The sequence below is a fragment of the Spiroplasma melliferum KC3 genome (assembly GCF_000236085.2).
GTDB lineage: Bacteria > Bacillota_I > Bacilli_A > Mycoplasmatales > Mycoplasmataceae > Spiroplasma > Spiroplasma melliferum.
In genome coordinates this window covers 1-18,122 of sequence record NZ_AGBZ02000001.1, presented here as the reverse complement: position 1 = coordinate 18,122, position 18,122 = coordinate 1, and the positions used below count along the sequence as shown (strand labels likewise).

Here is an 18,122-nt window from a genome sequence, read left to right as displayed (position 1 = left end):
TATAATGATAGTGGAGAAATTTACAAAAAGGGGGAGAAAACATTAATGAATTATTCATTTGATGATATATTATTTAAAGACTTTTGTAGCAACCCTTTTATTCGTCAATGAATTCTTGAAAATAGATATATCAGTGATGGTGTCTTGAAGTTCTTTTTATGAATCTTTATTTTTGCTGCCTTTTTTTTATTTACAATTCTTTCATCATGAACTTTTTTACATTATAAAAGTAAAAAAATTAGTGCTTCGCGTAGTTTACTAAATTTTGTTTCAATTATTGGTGGAATTAGTACTTTTTTCTTTAGTAAATTAATTTGAAATTTAGTGTTAGTACCAGACTATTCAATTGATCCAAGTTATTATCGAATATTATTAACAGGATATTCATATGTACAATTAACGATTACCATGGCTATGATTTTCAATAGTCGGCGTTTAGTTTCGCTTTTGTTATATATTGTTTATGCTTCACCGTTTGTTATTATTGGCCCAGTTATTCTTAATAATTTTAATGATGTGAATCTTCGCTATGATAAAGAATTATTTATTTTATTAACCATTTTAGTAATAACTATTTTTATTGCTAGTTTACAATTATGTGGTCTTTTAACTCGCCAAGATGAAAAAAGCAATGTTATTCGTTTTGTTATTATTTTAATTCTTTTTAATATTATTAATAATACTTCAAAATTATCAATTCCAATGATGTTAGAAGAAAATATTAAATTGCGTCAATTGTTCCAACAAATTTATTCTATTGCAACATTAATTGTGGATTTATTTGCTTTATTTATTTTAGTATTGTATTTGCAGCAGTTGTTAACTCGTTCAAAAAATGAGATTTATCAACTTGAAAATTTAGATTCAATTAAAATTTTAACATTGCAGCAGCTTAATCCGAATTTGCCATTAATTAATTTTTCAAAGGAAGAAATTAATCCTAATGATTGGACATTAAAAATGTTGAATTAAAAATATTTGTTATTTTTTGATTTACTTATTTTTATTTATTTAAAAATTATAAAACCTTGAAAAACAAACAATTTTTAATTAAAACACAATAATAAAAAAATGAACAGAAACCAAATGAACAGCCAAAAATGTTATTTATCTTTGATAAATAACATTTTTATTTGTTTGTTTAAAACAAAATATGTTATAATTTTATTGCTTGTATTCAATAAAATTAATGATATACAATACACATTTATGGATTCATTTGCCCAGTGCTATTTGTTTTAATAAGATAGTGGTAAATGTTAGAAATAAATGGATGTTTTAACGAAAAGGAGAATTAAATAGAAATATGGCAAAAGAATTAACAAGAGAAATGTTATGAGAAGCTGGTGCTCAGTTTGGGCATCAAAAAAAACGATGAAATCCAAAAATGAAACCATATATTTATGGTGAAAAGAATAAGATTCACATTATTGATTTACAACAAACATTATGAAGATTAGAAGATGTTAAAAAATTAATGGCAAATATTGCTGCCCGCAAAGGAAAAATCTTATTTGTTGGAACAAAAAAACAAGCAAAATGAATTGTTAAGGATGCAGCAGAACGTTGCGAATGTTTTTATGTTAATCAACGTTGATTAGGAGGAACATTAACAAACTTAAAAACAATTCATTTACGTGTTAAACGATTATGAAATATTGAACGCCAAGAAAAAAATGGTGAATTAAAATTGTTACCAAAAAAAGAGCAAATGTTAATTAAAAAAGAAAAAGATAAATTAGAAAAATTCTTAGGTGGAATTAAAGGGATGAAGGAATTACCACAAGCATTATTTGTGGTTGATCCAAAAGAAGAACATATTGCTGTTCGAGAAGCACGCAAATTACGAATTCCAGTCATTGCTATTTGTGATACAAATGTTGACCCAGACCCAATTGACTATATTATTCCAGCAAATGATGATACTTCACGTTCAATTGCAATTATTACTCATCATATTGCTGATTTATATGGTGATGCAATGGGAATTAAAATGCCAGAACCTCAATTTAAACCAAGTGAATTTACTCGCCGTGATGGTGATGAGAATCGTAATTCACGTGGTGGACAATACGATAATCGAAGAATGAGCGGAAGAAATGAACGTGGAAGAGACACACATTATTCACATAAAGCACCAACTTCAGGAAAAGAAGAGGCACCTGTTGGAGCAGAACCTGTTGCAACCAAAGCAGAACCTGTTACAACAACACCAGCACCAAGTTTTAATTTCGATACAATTAATGTAGTTGATAATGATTTAGAGAAAACATTATCAAAATTAAAAGTTGATGAGTTAGAAATTCTTAGTGAAGGATTTGCTTTACCAAAAGCAAAAAAAGCTGAAATGGTTAGTGAATTAAGCAAGCATTTAACAATTGTTGATAATAAAATAGTAAAAAAATAACATAAAAATTAGATTGTATTAACTGGTTAGTTTCAATACAAGCACCTTAAATTTGAAAGGAGAATTAGTATGGCAGTTACTGCACAATTAGTAAAAGAATTAAGAGATAGAACAGGGGCCGGAATGCTAGATTGCAAAAAAGCATTAGAAGCTACTGACGGGAATATTGAAGAAGCAATTACATGGTTACGTGAAAAAGGCATTACCAAAGCGGCGAAAAAATCTGATCGAGTTGCTGCAGAAGGATTAGTAGGTTTAGTAACTAAAGGTGATAAAACAGTTATTTTTGAAGTTAATTCAGAAACTGATTTTGTTGCAAAAAATAAACAATTTTTAGATTTAATGGCAACCGTAGGAGAAACCTTAATTAATAATGACCCAAAAACTGTGGAAGATGCATTAAAAGTGTCAGTTAATGGTGAACCATTAGAAACTGTTATTGTTCATGCTATTGCAACAATTGGTGAAAAGATTACTTTACGCCGTTTTAAAACAGTGCATTTAAAAGCAGATCAATCACTAGGAGTTTATTTACATTCTAATAATCGTATTGCAACTGTTTTAATTTTTAGTGGTAAGATTGACGAAACAATTGGAAAACAACTAGCAATGCATGTTTCTGCAATGCGACCACAATTTATTTCACGAGATGACATTTCAGTAGATTTTTTAAATAGTGAAAAAGCAATTTTAACTGCTGAAGCAAAAAATGATCCAAAAAATGCTGGAAAACCAGATAATATTTTAGAAAAAATGGTTGAAGGGCGTTTAAATAAACAATTAGCAGAAATATCATTTTTAGACCAGGTTTTTGTTGTTAATCCTGATCAAAAAATTAGTGATGTTATAAAAGCAAATAATGTTAATGTCGTTGATATGATTCGTTATGAAGTTGGCGAAGGAATTGAAAAAGAAGAAGTTGATTTTGCTTCAGAAGTAATGGCACAAGTTCGCAAGTAAGAATAATTGTGATAGAAAGGAAAGCCTAAAAGTGGAAAATACTGAAAAAGGAACAATAATTGCAATCTCAATGGCAGCATTCTTATTTGTTGCAGTTAGTTTATCAATTATTGGTTATTTAATTAGTTTTACAAAACGAGAATTTAAAGCACGTTTTATTAATAAAAAAATTTTAATTATTTTATTTACAGTGTTAGGAATTAATTTACCAATTGTTATTCTTGGATTTTTATTCCAATTTGTTATTAATTTATCATCAACTGCACCGTTAATTATTATGATTGTATTGGCTTTTGGTTTAACAGTTGGGGTAGGAATTTATATTTTCTTATTTTTACAACTAATTGCCGTTGGAATTGATGAAAAAGAAATTGCTTTTTTAGGAGAACGCATTTTAATTCGAAAAATTACTCGTGTTGAACGCAATGATAAAACAAATCAATTAGTAATTTATCATACTGAAGGAAGCCGTAGTAAAAAGAAATGTCGTTTTTCTTTAGCAAGTCAAGCGGGACAATTTATGGTTAATAATGTTGATTTATTAAATCAAGAAATTATGCCATTTGTTGCTGGTCAAGCCGAGCCAGAATTAAAAGTTAGTGAACAAGAAAACAGTGACGCACCAGTTTCTGAACCAAAAGAAGACGAAAAAACAAAAAAAGATTAAGCATTTTATTTGGAAAATCTTTTTTTTTTTTTTTTTTAAGAAATATTTATTGTTTTTTTAAAAAAATTATTGTACAATTGCTCCTATAAGGGAAAGAAAAAAAGAAAGATATAAATTGTATAAAGTAGGGTTAGAAGCAATTAATAATTATTATTAATGTTATTTTTCTCTTATATATTCAATGTAATTTTAATTACATTTGCTTTTAATAAAAACACTACTTAATAGAGAAAGGAAATATAAGAAATGAAGAAACTTTTATCGATTTTAGCAGTTTTTGGTGTATCAGCTGTCGGAACAACATCAGTGGTTGCATGTAATAAAACTGAAAGTAATAATTTATCAAGAGTTAAAACAATTGCAGCACCTGCAACTGTAGCAGCATCAACCCCAAAAGCAGTTACAAAGCCTGAAATTAAAACAGCGTTAGAAGCTAATGTTTTAAAAGCAGTGCAAGGAGTTGTAAAAACAGCAACAGCAGCTGATTTTCAATTTGACGTTTATAAAAACAGCAAAGGTACAGCATTAGAAACAATTGATTTAGAAGCAGGTAAAGTTGATGTTTATGTTCAAATTACTCCAGCAAAAGATAAAACTGTTGTTATTGGTAAATCAGGATACATTAAAGTAACTTTACCAAAACATGGAGAAGTAACAAAAGTAGATATTAAAGATGTAACAGTAACTGAGCAAACTGTAGGAATTAAAGCATCAACCCCAAAAGCAGTTAAAAAAGATGAGTTAAATGCAGTTAATACTGATACAACTCTTGCAAAAGCTGTTTTAGATGCTATACAAAAGATAGCACCAAATGCAGGAGCAAGTGATTTTGAAATTACAAATAATGGTGCTGAGGGAGACTATGAAGCTGCAAAAGAAGTTGAAGTAACAGTTAAAGCAAAAAATGATTCAGCAAACATTTCTGGTCAATTTAAATTTAAAGCAAAAGTAACAGCTACAGCACCAACAGAATAAGAATTAACTTTTTCTTATTTAGAACAAAATAAAAAACACTTTAATAAGTGTTTTTTCTGTTTTTTAGTTAAAAAAATCTTTACAATCTTAGAATATCAACTAAAATTAATATAAACAAGATGAAACAAGCAAAAGAGAAGGAGAAAAAGCATGCTTAAAAAAATTGGAATTTTAACATCTGGTGGTGATTCACAAGGAATGAATGCTGCAATTGCGGGAGTTATTAAAACAGCACATGCAAAAGGACTAGAAACATATATTATTCGTGATGGTTATTTAGGATTAATTAATAATTGAATGGAAGTTGTTGATAATAATTTTGCGGATAGTATTATGCGTTTAGGGGGAACTGTGATTGGAAGTGCACGCTTACCGGAATTTAAAGACCCAGAAGTACAAAAAAAAGCTGTTGATATTTTAAAAAAGCAAGAAATTGCGGCATTAGTAGTTATTGGTGGTGATGGTAGTTATCAAGGTGCTCAACGGTTAACAGAGTTGGGAATTAATTGTATTGCTTTACCGGGAACAATTGATAATGATATCACTTCATCAGATTATACGATTGGGTTTGATACTGCAATTAATATTGTTGTTGAAGCAATTGACCGCTTGCGTGATACAATGCAATCACATAATCGTTGTTCAATTGTTGAAGTAATGGGTCATGCTTGCGGTGATATTGCTTTATACGCTGGGATTGCTGGTGGAGCAGATATTATTTCAATTAATGAAGCTGCTTTATCTGAAACAGAAATTGCTAATCGGGTTGCGATGTTACATCAAGCACAAAAGCGAAGTGTCATTGTTGTTGTTAGTGAAATGATTTATCCCGATGTGCATAAATTAGCAAAATTAGTTGAAAGTAAAAGTGGTTACATTACTCGTGCAACAGTTTTAGGACACACTCAACGGGGTGGTAATCCAACGGCCATGGACCGTTATCGTGCTTTTCAAATGGCACAATTTGCTGTTGAACAAATTATTGCAGGCGTAGGTGGTTTAGCAATTGGCAATCAAGGTGATCAAATTATTGCTCGTCCAATTATGGAAGCATTAAGTATTCCGCGTTCATCACGGAAAGAAATTTGAGCTAAATTTGATCAATTAAATCAGAATATTTATCAAAAATCATAATTTTGCGATAAAATAAGGTGGTAAGATATTTTTAGAAGGAGATTGTCAAAAGAATGGATAAATTTAATATTAACGAGAAAATGAAAAGAACGAAAATTATTACAACAATTGGGCCAAGTACACATTCAGCGGGAGCCATTGAAGAATTGTTTAAAACAGGAATGACAACAATTCGCTTAAACTTTTCACATGGAGATCATGCTGAACAAGGAGCACGAATTGTATGAGCACGAGAAGTTAGTGCTAAAATTGGAAAACCAATTTCAGTGTTATTAGATACGAAAGGACCAGAAATTCGTGTTGGAATAATGAAAGGTGGGAAACAAGAAATTGTTGCTGGAGCAACAGTTACGATTTATTCATTACCAACGGAATATCAAAACCGTGAAGGAACTGGAACAGAAATCACTGTTTCATATGATATGTCACAAGATTTAAAAGTTGGTGATGTGGTGCTAGTTGATGATGGAAAATTACAGTTAAATGTTACTGGTATTAAACCAGGCATTATTGAAACAAAAGCTTTCAACCATCATATTGTTAAAACAAACAAACGAATTAATTTACCAGGGGTTGACTTTACATTACCATTTTTAGCTGAAAAAGATATTAATGATATTAAATTTGGAGTTGAACAAGGGATTGACTATATTGCAGCATCATTTGTTAACACAGCTGGTAATATCAAAGAAATTCGCAAATTATTAAAAGAGTGTAAAGCTGAACATGTTCAAATTATTGCCAAAATTGAATCACAAATTGGAATTAATAATATTGATGAAATTATTGCCGCTGCTGATGGAATTATGGTTGCACGGGGAGATTTAGGTTTAGAAATTCCTTATTATGATGTTCCATATTGAGAAAAAATTATTATTAGTAAATGTCGTGAAGCAGGGAAAATTGTTATTGTTGCAACACAAATGTTAGAAACAATGACAGAAAATCCATCGCCAACGCGAGCAGAAGTAACTGATGTTTATTTTGCAACAGAATTAGGTTCTGATGCAACGATGTTATCAGGTGAATCAGCAAATGGTGATTATCCGTTTATTGCTGTTCATACAATGGCAATGATTAACAAACGAGCAGAGCATGAATTTTATTCAAAATTGTACTATGAAAAGCAATTAGAAGACGCTATGAATTCAACAACAGGCCCACGCGCTGATATTGCTAAAAAATTAGCAAATAAATGTAAAGATGGAAAATATGAGTATGCCGTTGTTGTCTCAAATACAGGGGAATTATTAAAAACAATTTCAAAATTCCGCCCAAATGTGGTAATTTTAGGAGTTAGTCCATTACCAGAATTATATACTGCCTTTGGATCATGACATTCAATTTTTATGAATAAAGTTGATAATTATGAAGCATTTAAAACAGATGAAAAAGCAATTTGTGAAGTGGCAAAAAAATGAGGGGCAAAAATTGGTTCAACAATTCTATTTGCTCGCAATGAAGAAATTAAAGAAATTACAATTAAATAATTAAACTAGTTACCCATGGTCTAATCTTCCTCTTTTCTCAGCAAGTTAAGGGTGATGGAAGCTTAATAAAAGAATGATTAGATTACTAGTAACAGCAATTAGTTTACGTTTAAGCACTTTTCGTTATTAAGTGTGAAAGATAAATTAGGTTAAATCCTAATTTAATTAGGATGGTACCGCGAAGAACTCGCTCCTAGTATTATTGCTTTAAGTAATATTGGGAGCGAGTTTTACTTTTTGGAAAGGAAGATGACAAATGATTAAAATTACATTACCGGATGGTCAAGTTCGTGAATTTAAGACACCACAAACAATTCATGCTATAGCAAGTAGTATTGCATCAAGTTTAGGAAAAGCTGCCTTTGGTGGAGTTTTTGCTGGTCAAGTTCGTGGTTTAGACTATTTAGTAACAACTGATGGAACATTAGAAATTATTACTGATAAATCACCGCTAGCTTTAGCAATTTTGCATTATACAACAGCATTAATAACAGCAAAGGCAATTACTAATTTACATCCAACCGCTAAAATTGCTAAAATTGCCGTACAAGATGATACCTTTTTAGTTGACTTTGATGTGGAACCACATTTAAAAGAAACTGATCTTAGTGCTTTAGAACAGGAAGTAACAAAGTTAATTAATAATAATCTTGCTATTAAGCCTGTTTTAGGGGCACTAGCCGATGCAAAAAAATGATATAATAACAATCCCTATTTATTAACTTTTTGTGCAGAAACAGGGGCAGAACAAGGTGGATATTTACTTGGGAATGAATTGTATTTGCCAAATACTTATCCAGTTACAAGTTTGAAACATATTAAAGTCCTGAAACTTTGAAGCTTAGCAGGAGCATATTGACAAGATGATGCTAAAAATAAAATGTTGCAACGATTAACTGGAAGTTCACATTTTTCACGTGAATTATTTGAACAAGTATTATTCGCATATGAAGAACGAAGAGAGCGTGATCATCGTAAAATTGGGAAGGATTTAGAAATTTTTACTTTTGATAAATTAGTTGGACCCGGTTTACCGATTTGGTTACCAAATGGGATGGCATTAAAAAAAGTGCTCCAAGAATATATCCGAGAAAAAGAATGAGAATATGATTTTATTGAGGTTGATACACCAGTTATTGGAACTAGTGAAATGTATAAAATTTCTGGTCACTGGGATCATTACCAAGAAAATATGTTTGCCCCGATGGCACAAGATAATGAAATTAGTGTTTTACGCCCAATGGCTTGCCCTCATCATATTGCTGTTTATAATTATAAACAACGTAGTTATCGTGAGTTACCATTACGAATTGCTGAGCATGCTATTTTACATCGATATGAGACATCAGGAAGTTTAACAGGTCTAGAACGAGTACGAATGATGCAATTAACTGATTCGCATATCTTTTTACGTCATGACCAGTTGAAAGAAGAGTTTAAACGTTGTTTTAAATTAATTAATGAAGTTTTAACAGATTTAAAAATTACTGTTGATTATTACTCATTGTCATTACGTGATCCAGCAAATAAGGAAAAATATTATGATGATAATCAAATGTGAAATCATGCTGAACAAATGTTGCAAGAAGCATTAGATGATTTAAAAATTCCATATGTGCCAATGATTGGAGAAGCAGCATTTTATGGACCAAAGTTGGATATTCAAATTAAGACAGCATTAAACCATGAAATTACTGTTTCAACCTTACAATTTGATTTTTTATTACCAAAAAAATTTAATTTAAGTTATATTGATGCAACAGGGGCAAAAGCAATGCCAGTAATGTTACATCGTGGTTTAATTGGGACTTATGAGCGTTTTATAGCAATTTTATTAGAACAAACAAAAGGAGTTTTACCATTTTGATTAGCTCCAAAACAAATTGTCATAATTCCAGTTAATAATGAGCATCATTTGGAATATGTTAATGAATTACACCGGCAATTTAAAAAGTTAAAATTACGTACAACAATTGATGATCGTGATGAACGTTTAAGTTATAAAATCCGAGAAGCACAAGTTGCTAAAATTCCATATCAAATCGTTATTGGTGATCAAGAACGGGATAAAAAAATGATTACTTATCGAATTTACGGGCAAGAAGATCAAATTACTACTACTTTTGATAAATTTATTATTTTAATTAATGAGCAAATTATTAATAAAATTTAAAAAAAATATTTTTTTCAGGAAAATTTTATTTCCTTTTTTTTTTTTTTTTTCGCACCCCAAAATTATGATAAACTAAAAGTGGAAAAAACTTTTTAATGGATAAATATTTGCTAATATTTATATTTAGTTTTTATAATAAATATTATAAAGCAAAACTAGAATTATAATGTTAAATCGTTTAACTGAAAAGGATTGTTACTTTAGTTGCTGTCTGCATCAACAACTAAAATTGTTATAAATTTACAATTAATCAAAAACAAGTATTTTGTCGTATTAATTAATTTTAAGAAAAACAATTACCCTCTCTTTGACATCACAGCTTTAACTTTATTTTTAACACAAGATATTTGCTAGTTTATTGTATTTATGGTAAGGTTAGAATAATATGAGGAAAATTGGTGAAGAAATGGCAGTTAATCTTTTTGAAATTGATTATTTACAATTATGTTTTTCTGATTTAGGTTCAAATTATATTAAACAATCAGAAATGACAGATATTATTTTATATCAAAATGAAATCCAAGTTGATAAATTACGAGTTAATTATCATCAAAGGCATTTAGAAAAAGAATGAGATTCATTTAAGCTTAAAATTGTTAATCCAACTGTGGCAACAGAAGTTTTTAATACTTGTTTAAAATTAAATTTTGCTCTAACAAACAAAATTAAGGTTCTTTGTAAATTAAAACCTCAGGGAAAAATGATTATCCGTTGTATTGCAAGTATTAGTCAAATTGTGCCATCTTCGCCAGTTTCTTTTGAAATTAATATTTTAAATCAAACGTATTAAAAAAATATCTATATTGAAAATTTTTGCTTAAAAATGATTTTTAATAATAATCATTTATATATTATTTGTTTTAAATAACAAATAATATTTTTAATTATATTTTTCTTTATTAATAAAATAGTCGGTGCTATTTAGAACGGAGGAACTATAAATGAGTAAATTATTAACAACAACTCCGCAAGAAGATGGGTTTTATTTACCAGGAGAAACAAGCAATCACATCCAAACTTGAATGATATGACCGCATATGAAGGACAATTGACAGAAAGACGCTTTTCCCGCGCAAAAAATTTTTGCATTAGTTGCTAAAATTATTAGTAATTATGAACCAGTCCAAATGATTGTTAATGAACAGAATTACTTACGAGTTAAAAAAATGCTAGCAAATAGTAATATTAACTTAATAAAAACACATTATTATGATAGTTGGGCGCGTGATATAGGAGCACTTTATTTAGTAAATGAAAATGGAGAACACCGTGCGGTTAGTTTTGAATTCAATGGCTGAGGAATGCAAAATAGTTTAATGTTAAAAGCAAAAAATTTTAAATGAGACTATAATGTGGACAATAAAGTGGCTATTACAATGGCCAATACTAGTGGTGTTGATTATTATGTTTGTCCATTGGTGTTGGAAAGTGGGAGTATTAATGTTGATGGAGAAGGAACATTATATACAACAGAAGAATGTTTATTAAACCCTAATCGAAATCCGACTTTAACAAAACTTGAAATTGAACAATATTTAAAGCAATATTTAAATGTTAAAAAAATTATTTGAATTCCGCGCGGACTATATAATGATGAAGCGTGTGGTCATATTAACAATTTACTTCAAATTGTTGAGCCAGGACATGTATTATTAGCATGAACAGACAATAAAGATGATCCACAGTATGAACGAAGTGTAGAAGCTTTGTCATTGTTAGAATCAACAACTGATGCCAAAGGACGAAAACTAAAAATTACTAAAATTTATCAACCAATTCCATTATTTTTAACACAACGAGAAGCAATTGATCGTGAATGTAGTTTACGTTTTAAACACCGAATGCCAGGTTTCCGCCTTCCCGCTAGTTATCTTAATTTTCATTTTGTCAATAAAGCGTTAATTTGTCCAATTTTTGGTGACCCAGTGTATGATCAAAAAGCAATTATGGTATTACGAAAATGTTTTCCAAAGCGGAAAGTAATTCCTATTTATGCACGCGAAATAATTATTGGTGGTGGGGGCATTAATTCAATGACACAATCAGAATTTTAATCTTAAAATTCTAATATTTTTTTTGTTTTTATCTTTACAAATATAATAATTATGGTAATATGTATTATTAAGGTGATAATAAATGCAAATGACAAATCAGAACAATTATGTGAAAAATAACATTAGACTTTTGTTACAAAAAGCCATTGTTTTTATTTCTTATTTGTGCTTAATTTTATTCTCTCCCCATAATTTTAAAACTTACTTAATTAATTGGAAATTATCTTATTAATTAAGTAAGTTTTTTTTATGTTTATTAGAAATCAGGAAAGTGAGGTTATTTTTAATGAAAAATAAAAGTTTATTTAATTTAGAAAATTGAACTGAATATGATGTTCATGGAATATTGACGACAGCATTACAATTTAAAAATAATGAAAAAAAAGTAAACTATCAACAAACAAAAATTGTGGCAAATCTTTTTTTCGAACCATCAACAAGAACACATTATTCGTTTGATGTTGCAGCACATAAATTAGGTTGTAAAACATTAAATTTTAATGAATTATTTAGTGCAACAAAAAAAGGAGAAACTTTATATGATACAGTTAAAACATTTGAAGCGTTAGGGGTTGATGCTTTAGTTATTCGTCATCCAGAAAATAATTATTATCATCAACTTGCTAATAAAATTAAAATCCCAATCTTAAATGGTGGTGATGGGTCAGGAAATCATCCAACCCAAAGTTTATTAGATTTGTTAACAATTAAAGAACATTTTGGTGAATTTAAAGGATTAAATATTATAATTGTTGGAGATATTAAATATTCACGAGTTGCAAAAACTAATATTCAAATTATGCAAAAATTAGGAATGAATGTTTATACAACATGAATTAATGAATTACAATTACCTGGTGTAACACCTGTTGATTTTAAAGCAACTTTGCCGAAAATGGATGTTGTAATGTTATTACGCTATCAGTTTGAACGATTTCATGCTGATGAAAAATATCATTTAGATTATTTACGAAATTATAAGTTAACATCTGAATTAGTTGCAACAATGAAACCAACAGCAATTATTATGCATCCAGCACCTTTTAATCGTGGTATTGAAATTGATGATGATGTTGTTGAATGTCAACAAGCAAAAATATTTGAACAAATGGCAAATGGGGTTTTTATACGAATGGCCTTATCAAGTAAAGGGGCGTTGCCCCTAAGTCGCTCCGCGACTTTTACCCCTTTAAGTAAGGTGGTGCGTGATAAACCATCGCACCACCTTACTTTTTTTCTTAACAACATTATTTTTACTACTAAAAATAGCGTAAAAGTCCATTAACCATCGCTAACACTAAAATAGAACTTAACATAATCTTAAATGTAATATCAAAGGCAAATAAATTACCAATATTATTAAACAACTCAGACACATTGCTAAATACATGTACTATCCCATTAATAAAATTATATACATCTTTCATACCAGGCAAATTATTTACCAATCAAATCGCCGCATTTTGTATATGACACGCTAAATTATATCAACTACAACTTTTATATGGTATTCGTCAAATATTACCATTATTAATTTCATTATTTCAATCAGTAGCATTATAAAGGCTAAAATTAAAACCATTAACTGAAATAGAACTATCTTTACCAATATTAATAGCATTAAAAGTAATCAAATTAAAACCTTGATATTTTGATTTATCTGTCATATCTAATAATTTTATTGATTGAGTATACTTATCATTATTAGAAGGCAAAATATCAGTTTGATATTGTCAATTTGAAAAAAAAGAATAATAATTTTGATTAACATTTATATTATAAGCATTATATAAATTAACTATTGGGTTTAAATAAGTTGCTGATAAATCAGGGAATCTTAAAATATTAAAAAGCATTGATTTTGGATATAATAAAAAACCATTTTTTACAAAAAAAGCAAAACCAGTATTCTCGTTAGAAGAATTAAAATAAATAAATTCTTTAAAATTAGAAATATCAAATATAACTCTTAAAATATTAGAATAAAAATAATCTAAAATTTGAAAAAAACTTTCCAAAGAAAAATTATCTTGCTTAACATCATTAATAAAATATTGAGAATTAGAATTTTTAATAATATCCATATTAATTAAATTTTTATAATTAGAATTAAAAATTAAATAATTCAAATCAAAATGTCTATAACTTTGATTGGAAACAATAGGAAAAAATAAATATTCAAATATATCTATATTAAAAATAAAATCATATTTTATTTTATTTTGTAAATTGTAATATGAAGCAGAAAAAAATCAACTTTGAAAGGAGTTGATTTTTTTAATGGAAAGAAAACATTATTTTATTTTGCGGTCCTTAGTAACTAAGTATGGAAAAGATAATGTTATTATTACTGTTAATAAGATAGTAACTAATAATGTAAAAGAAAATGAATAAATTATCCGCGTAATTTATTAGCGGTAATTTATTCAATATTGTTTATTTTGAGCGTAGCGAACACGCGGAGCGTGCCGCGCAAGTTAAATTTTTAGGAGGAATTAAGTTATGCCAGTTTGATTAACGACAATATTTAGTGTTGTTATTATATTAGGTATTTTTGCTTGAATTGGTTTATCAATTTATCAAAAAATTCGCCAAATTCGAGGAAAGAAAAAAGATAAGAAAGAGATTAAAAATAAGGAGGAAAATAAATAATGTTAGGTATGTATTTAACAACAGCTGTTAATTTTCTAGCTGCAGATACTCCTACTATTTCAGGTGGAATGGATTCTATTTGAAGTGGTTTAGGACAAGCTATGACAAAAGTTAAAGACGCTGTTTATGCTGTGTTACCACAATTAATGACCTTTTTAGGTGATGCGTGAATTATTTTGATTCCATTTGGAATTTTTGTAATTATTAAGATTTTAAACTTTTTCCGTGTTATGGTTAAAGGATTTTAATATTTATTACAACTGATCATATATTTTAGCTATGGCACACTAGCTTTTATGTGAATTGAATAAATAATTTTGTTGTTTATTTTTGCACTATACACTGTCTACAAATTTATTTTTAAATAAATTTAATTATTTTGGTTATTATTGATAATGTTAACAAGATGAAAAATCCTGTTGTGGAAATAAATATGACTATATCGCCAATAGTAGTTACATTTATATTGTTTATTGTTCATAATATTGAGTCTATTATGAAATATTTTTTAGTAGGATTTAATAGAAATAATGTTGTAAAAAGTATTTCTTTTTTCAAAAACTTGTAGGCAGTATATAGTGTAAAAATATCAACTTAATTATAAACATATAATTTTATATTTTAATAGCTATTAGTTAAAACTAAGTAGTTATTTTCAGTGTGCCTTAATTTTTGATTTTATATATTTAACATTGTTATTACCAATGTTTATTTAACAAGAATTAAGTTACATTAGTATACCAATGTTTATTACAGTAAGGAGTTTTTAATTATGTTAAATAAAATTAATAATTCATTATTTGGAACATATGGGTCTTTATATTATGATGCAACAGGACTTAGAAAAAAGAATTGAAATCAAAAGTATTCTGATGAGTTAGTTATTAGTTGTTTGAAAGATTTTTTTCTTAATTTGTTGTCATGTTCTGAAATTAGTAAGAAATATAATGTTCCAATTCGTATGGTTTATTTATGAAATTCTTCTTTTAAATTTCGTAAAGGTTATCGTTTTGATTGTGAAAATGGAATTTGTGATCAGCTGGATAAAATTATTACTATTCCTAAATATCGAAGTAAATATCCTTATGATGAGATTAAAGAAATGTATTTAAAAGGATTTAAAATTAGTGAAATTATTGAAAAATTAAATTTACCCAATGTTATAATTGTTTATAATGCTGTTAGAAAATTTAAATTGCCAAGACGTTATCGGGAATATAGAAATTTTAATTTTATGTGATAAATAATATTTTTTAAGTTACTTTTGTTGTTAACTGGCCATATTTTTAAAAATTAAAGTGTAATAAACAATGTTGTATTTTGTTGTGGAGGTGATATGGTATTTAATATGGCCAGTTAACAGCAAAAGTAATTGATAGTTAGGAGTATTTTATATGAAAAAATCTTTATCTTTATTTGCAGTTGGTATTTTAGGAATTTTAGGTTTAATTATTCCTTTGATTACTTTAACTGCTTTTAAACCATTAAATCAGCAAAATTATACTGTTAAACAGCAAGCAACAGGAATGAATGAAACAGATTTTATTAATACAATGTTTTTACGTAGTACTTTTTTTTGAAAACTGGTCAGAAACAAATTATTTTATTAACCCAACATTAAAAACATCACAATAATTAATTTATAATGATAAATGATACTTAGATTTTTTAAAAGATAGTTATTCAACTGGAATTTCATTCGACAAGCCTAGTGATGAGTTTATGGATTTATATAAAAATTGAGATACTTATGCTAAACAATATAACATTGATAAATTTTATGATGTTGATAAAAAACAATTTTTAAAAGAATTAACTAATTTTTCTTATTCTTTTGCAAAATATTTTAATACTATTGAAGTTATTAATAAATTAGAAAAGGGTGTTGATAATTTACAGATAGTTAATTTAAAATTTCAAGATTGAAAGTTAATTGATATACATAGTTCTGATTGAATATCTAATAATGAATTTCGTAATAATAAAAATAAATGATATATAATGTTTGCCAAAAAACGAAATACTAATAATTTTAATTTTATTAAATTTAAAAATGATGATATTAATAAACCATGAAGTCTTGGTGATGAAGGTAGTTTTAATATTTCTTTAAAAGGTGAATGATATTGATTTAATTGATTATACCGTTGAGATGGAAACAGTGAACCCCAAATACCAACAGTTGACAATAATGGCAATCCTATTTTTTGAACTGATAATCAATATCAAAATACTCGTTCTTTTTTATTAAAATATATTAATGTTATTGTGCAAGAAAATATTCGAGTTCAACAAGGTGGTAACCCTGATTATGATGATCCAAATTTAGGTAGTCAAAGAATTATTTTTGATTTTGAAATTATTAATAATTTAGATAAAACTAGTACTGGTACAATTTTAACTAAAAAGTCAATTTATCGAATGATTTTAACGATTGATGAACGAAAAAATATTATTGCTGGGAGTTTAGAGTTAACACATTTTAAACAATATTGAAATGGATATGATTATAATAATTATCGGTATACTGATGATTTAGGTTTTTTATTTTCTTTTATGAAAGATAAAGAAAATACATTTAATTTTAGTGCTGAAACATATAATTATTATCAGGGTAATTCTCCTAATACTGGTAAAGTTGTTTTTGAACATATGAAAGGACAAATTGATATTAATAAATTTTTAAAAGCTTTTTTTGCTCATGCTTTAGTTCCAGTATTTCAAAATCGTAGTAATTTTATTGAAAGTGGATATGTTAATAATTTACAATATGATACGATTTTAATTAACTTTTTTGGTTTAAAATTAGTTAATTTTAGAGATGTTTTAATTGATAAAAATAATGCCAATAAAAATCAATTTGAAAAGTTATTAAATAGTATGTTTACAGTTTCGCAAAATTTTTATAAGGATTATTTACGAACCATTTTTGACTTAGAAAATAATACTTATGTTCAAGGTTATAATAAAAAATATGGTTTATTAGCGAATAATGGTTTTAAAATTTATCCACGTTACTTTTATTTTTCAGATAAATATAATCAATTAGATATCAAGTTGTATTCTGCTTATAAAAATCGTTTTTATAGTACTAATTATGGTAATGTATTTAATTATGATTTTTCCGTTGCAAATGATTATAATATTAATCAAAATGAGGGTTATGTTTTTGAAGGTGCTTTAAAAGACAAATATGGTTTAAAATATAAAAAAATTGAAGAACAAAAAATTGGTTATAATGTTTTTGAATTACAAGCTCAAAAAGAAAATGATATGTATCGTTATTATGATTTTAATTTTGGAATCTATAACTGACAAGAAATTAATAATGGTGGATTATTCCTGCTGCCCGATAACGTTTAATATCAGCAACTTCTTCATGAATTCTTTTCTTTAAATTTTCACCATCAGCTAAAGCTAATAATTTTTCTTCTCGCAATCGTAAATTGTCTTTTAACAATAAATCAATTTCATGTTCTAAATCTTGCATAATCGCCAAATTATTTGCTTCAGCTGTCGGCGCTGTTGCTGTTTTTGATGATTCTGACAGTGAATCAACAGGCTGATTATTTGCTAATTCTTTCCGTAATTGTTGAATTTTTTCTTTTAT

15 protein-coding genes and 2 pseudogenes are annotated in these 18,122 nt (G+C 27.7%); 15 read left to right on the top strand and 2 right to left on the bottom strand.

The window, feature by feature from the left end; genetic code table 4:
* Positions 1-45 precede the first annotated feature (45 nt).
* From SPM_RS00085 to SPM_RS00035, 11 genes are all read left to right on the top strand, one after another.
* Complete coding sequence (locus tag SPM_RS00085) at positions 46-972, top strand: hypothetical protein (protein WP_004027565.1); 927 nt, start codon at positions 46-48, stop codon at positions 970-972.
* A 334-nt stretch (positions 973-1,306) separates the two neighbouring features.
* Positions 1,307-2,407 (top strand): 30S ribosomal protein S2, encoded by a 1,101-nt coding sequence (gene rpsB / locus SPM_RS00080; RefSeq protein WP_004027563.1) that lies wholly within the window; start codon positions 1,307-1,309, stop codon positions 2,405-2,407.
* A 69-nt stretch (positions 2,408-2,476) separates the two neighbouring features.
* A complete protein-coding gene (tsf, locus tag SPM_RS00075; RefSeq protein WP_004027562.1) occupies positions 2,477-3,367 on the top strand; it encodes a translation elongation factor Ts in 891 nt (296 codons plus the stop codon).
* A gap of 31 nt (positions 3,368-3,398) precedes the next feature.
* Complete coding sequence (locus SPM_RS00070) at positions 3,399-4,034, top strand: hypothetical protein (protein WP_004027561.1); 636 nt, start codon at positions 3,399-3,401, stop codon at positions 4,032-4,034.
* Positions 4,035-4,280: 246 nt separating this feature from the next.
* Positions 4,281-5,009, top strand: coding sequence for a spiralin lipoprotein (locus tag SPM_RS00065; RefSeq protein ID WP_004027560.1), 729 nt, complete (start codon positions 4,281-4,283; stop codon positions 5,007-5,009).
* A 150-nt stretch (positions 5,010-5,159) separates the two neighbouring features.
* Positions 5,160-6,143: a 6-phosphofructokinase gene (gene pfkA / locus SPM_RS00060; protein ID WP_004027559.1), complete on the top strand. Its 984-nt coding sequence runs from the start codon at positions 5,160-5,162 to the stop codon at positions 6,141-6,143.
* A gap of 53 nt (positions 6,144-6,196) precedes the next feature.
* Positions 6,197-7,633 (top strand): pyruvate kinase, encoded by a 1,437-nt coding sequence (gene pyk, locus SPM_RS00055; protein ID WP_004027558.1) that lies wholly within the window; start codon positions 6,197-6,199, stop codon positions 7,631-7,633.
* Positions 7,634-7,889: 256 nt separating this feature from the next.
* Complete coding sequence (thrS, locus tag SPM_RS00050; protein WP_004027557.1) at positions 7,890-9,806, top strand: threonine--tRNA ligase; 1,917 nt, start codon at positions 7,890-7,892, stop codon at positions 9,804-9,806.
* Between the two features lie 385 nt (positions 9,807-10,191).
* Positions 10,192-10,596, top strand: a complete 405-nt coding sequence (locus tag SPM_RS00045; RefSeq protein WP_004027556.1) for a hypothetical protein — start codon at positions 10,192-10,194, stop codon at positions 10,594-10,596.
* A gap of 151 nt (positions 10,597-10,747) precedes the next feature.
* Positions 10,748-11,860: an agmatine deiminase gene (gene aguA, locus SPM_RS00040; RefSeq protein WP_004027555.1), complete on the top strand. Its 1,113-nt coding sequence runs from the start codon at positions 10,748-10,750 to the stop codon at positions 11,858-11,860.
* Positions 11,861-12,146: 286 nt separating this feature from the next.
* The gene (locus SPM_RS00035; RefSeq protein WP_004027554.1) at positions 12,147-13,145 is read left to right on the top strand and encodes an aspartate carbamoyltransferase catalytic subunit; all 999 of its coding nucleotides are present in this window, start codon (positions 12,147-12,149) and stop codon (positions 13,143-13,145) included.
* Here SPM_RS00035 and SPM_RS00030 read toward each other — a convergent pair.
* Positions 13,120-13,989 (bottom strand): spiroplasma phage ORF1-like family protein, encoded by an 870-nt coding sequence (locus SPM_RS00030; protein WP_004027553.1) that lies wholly within the window; start codon positions 13,987-13,989, stop codon positions 13,120-13,122. The genes SPM_RS00035 and SPM_RS00030 overlap by 26 nt on opposite strands.
* A 373-nt stretch (positions 13,990-14,362) precedes the next feature.
* Here SPM_RS00030 and SPM_RS06340 point away from each other — a divergent pair, with 373 nt between their 5' ends.
* The 4 genes and pseudogenes from SPM_RS06340 to SPM_RS00010 form a co-directional block, all read left to right on the top strand.
* Positions 14,363-14,512 (top strand): hypothetical protein, encoded by a 150-nt coding sequence (locus SPM_RS06340; protein WP_004027551.1) that lies wholly within the window; start codon positions 14,363-14,365, stop codon positions 14,510-14,512.
* A complete protein-coding gene (locus SPM_RS00025; RefSeq protein WP_004027550.1) occupies positions 14,512-14,760 on the top strand; it encodes a hypothetical protein in 249 nt (82 codons plus the stop codon). The genes SPM_RS06340 and SPM_RS00025 overlap by 1 nt, the downstream gene beginning before the upstream one ends.
* 524 nt (positions 14,761-15,284) lie before the next feature.
* Positions 15,285-15,755, top strand: coding sequence for a hypothetical protein (locus SPM_RS00020; protein WP_004027549.1), 471 nt, complete (start codon positions 15,285-15,287; stop codon positions 15,753-15,755).
* A gap of 151 nt (positions 15,756-15,906) precedes the next feature.
* Positions 15,907-17,854 (top strand): annotated as a pseudogene (locus tag SPM_RS00010) (spiroplasma phage ORF1-like family protein); the annotation flags it as partial.
* Here SPM_RS00010 and SPM_RS00005 read toward each other — a convergent pair.
* Positions 17,835-18,122, bottom strand: a pseudogene (locus tag SPM_RS00005) (nucleotide exchange factor GrpE); the annotation flags it as partial. The pseudogenes SPM_RS00010 and SPM_RS00005 sit on opposite strands and share 20 nt — an antisense overlap.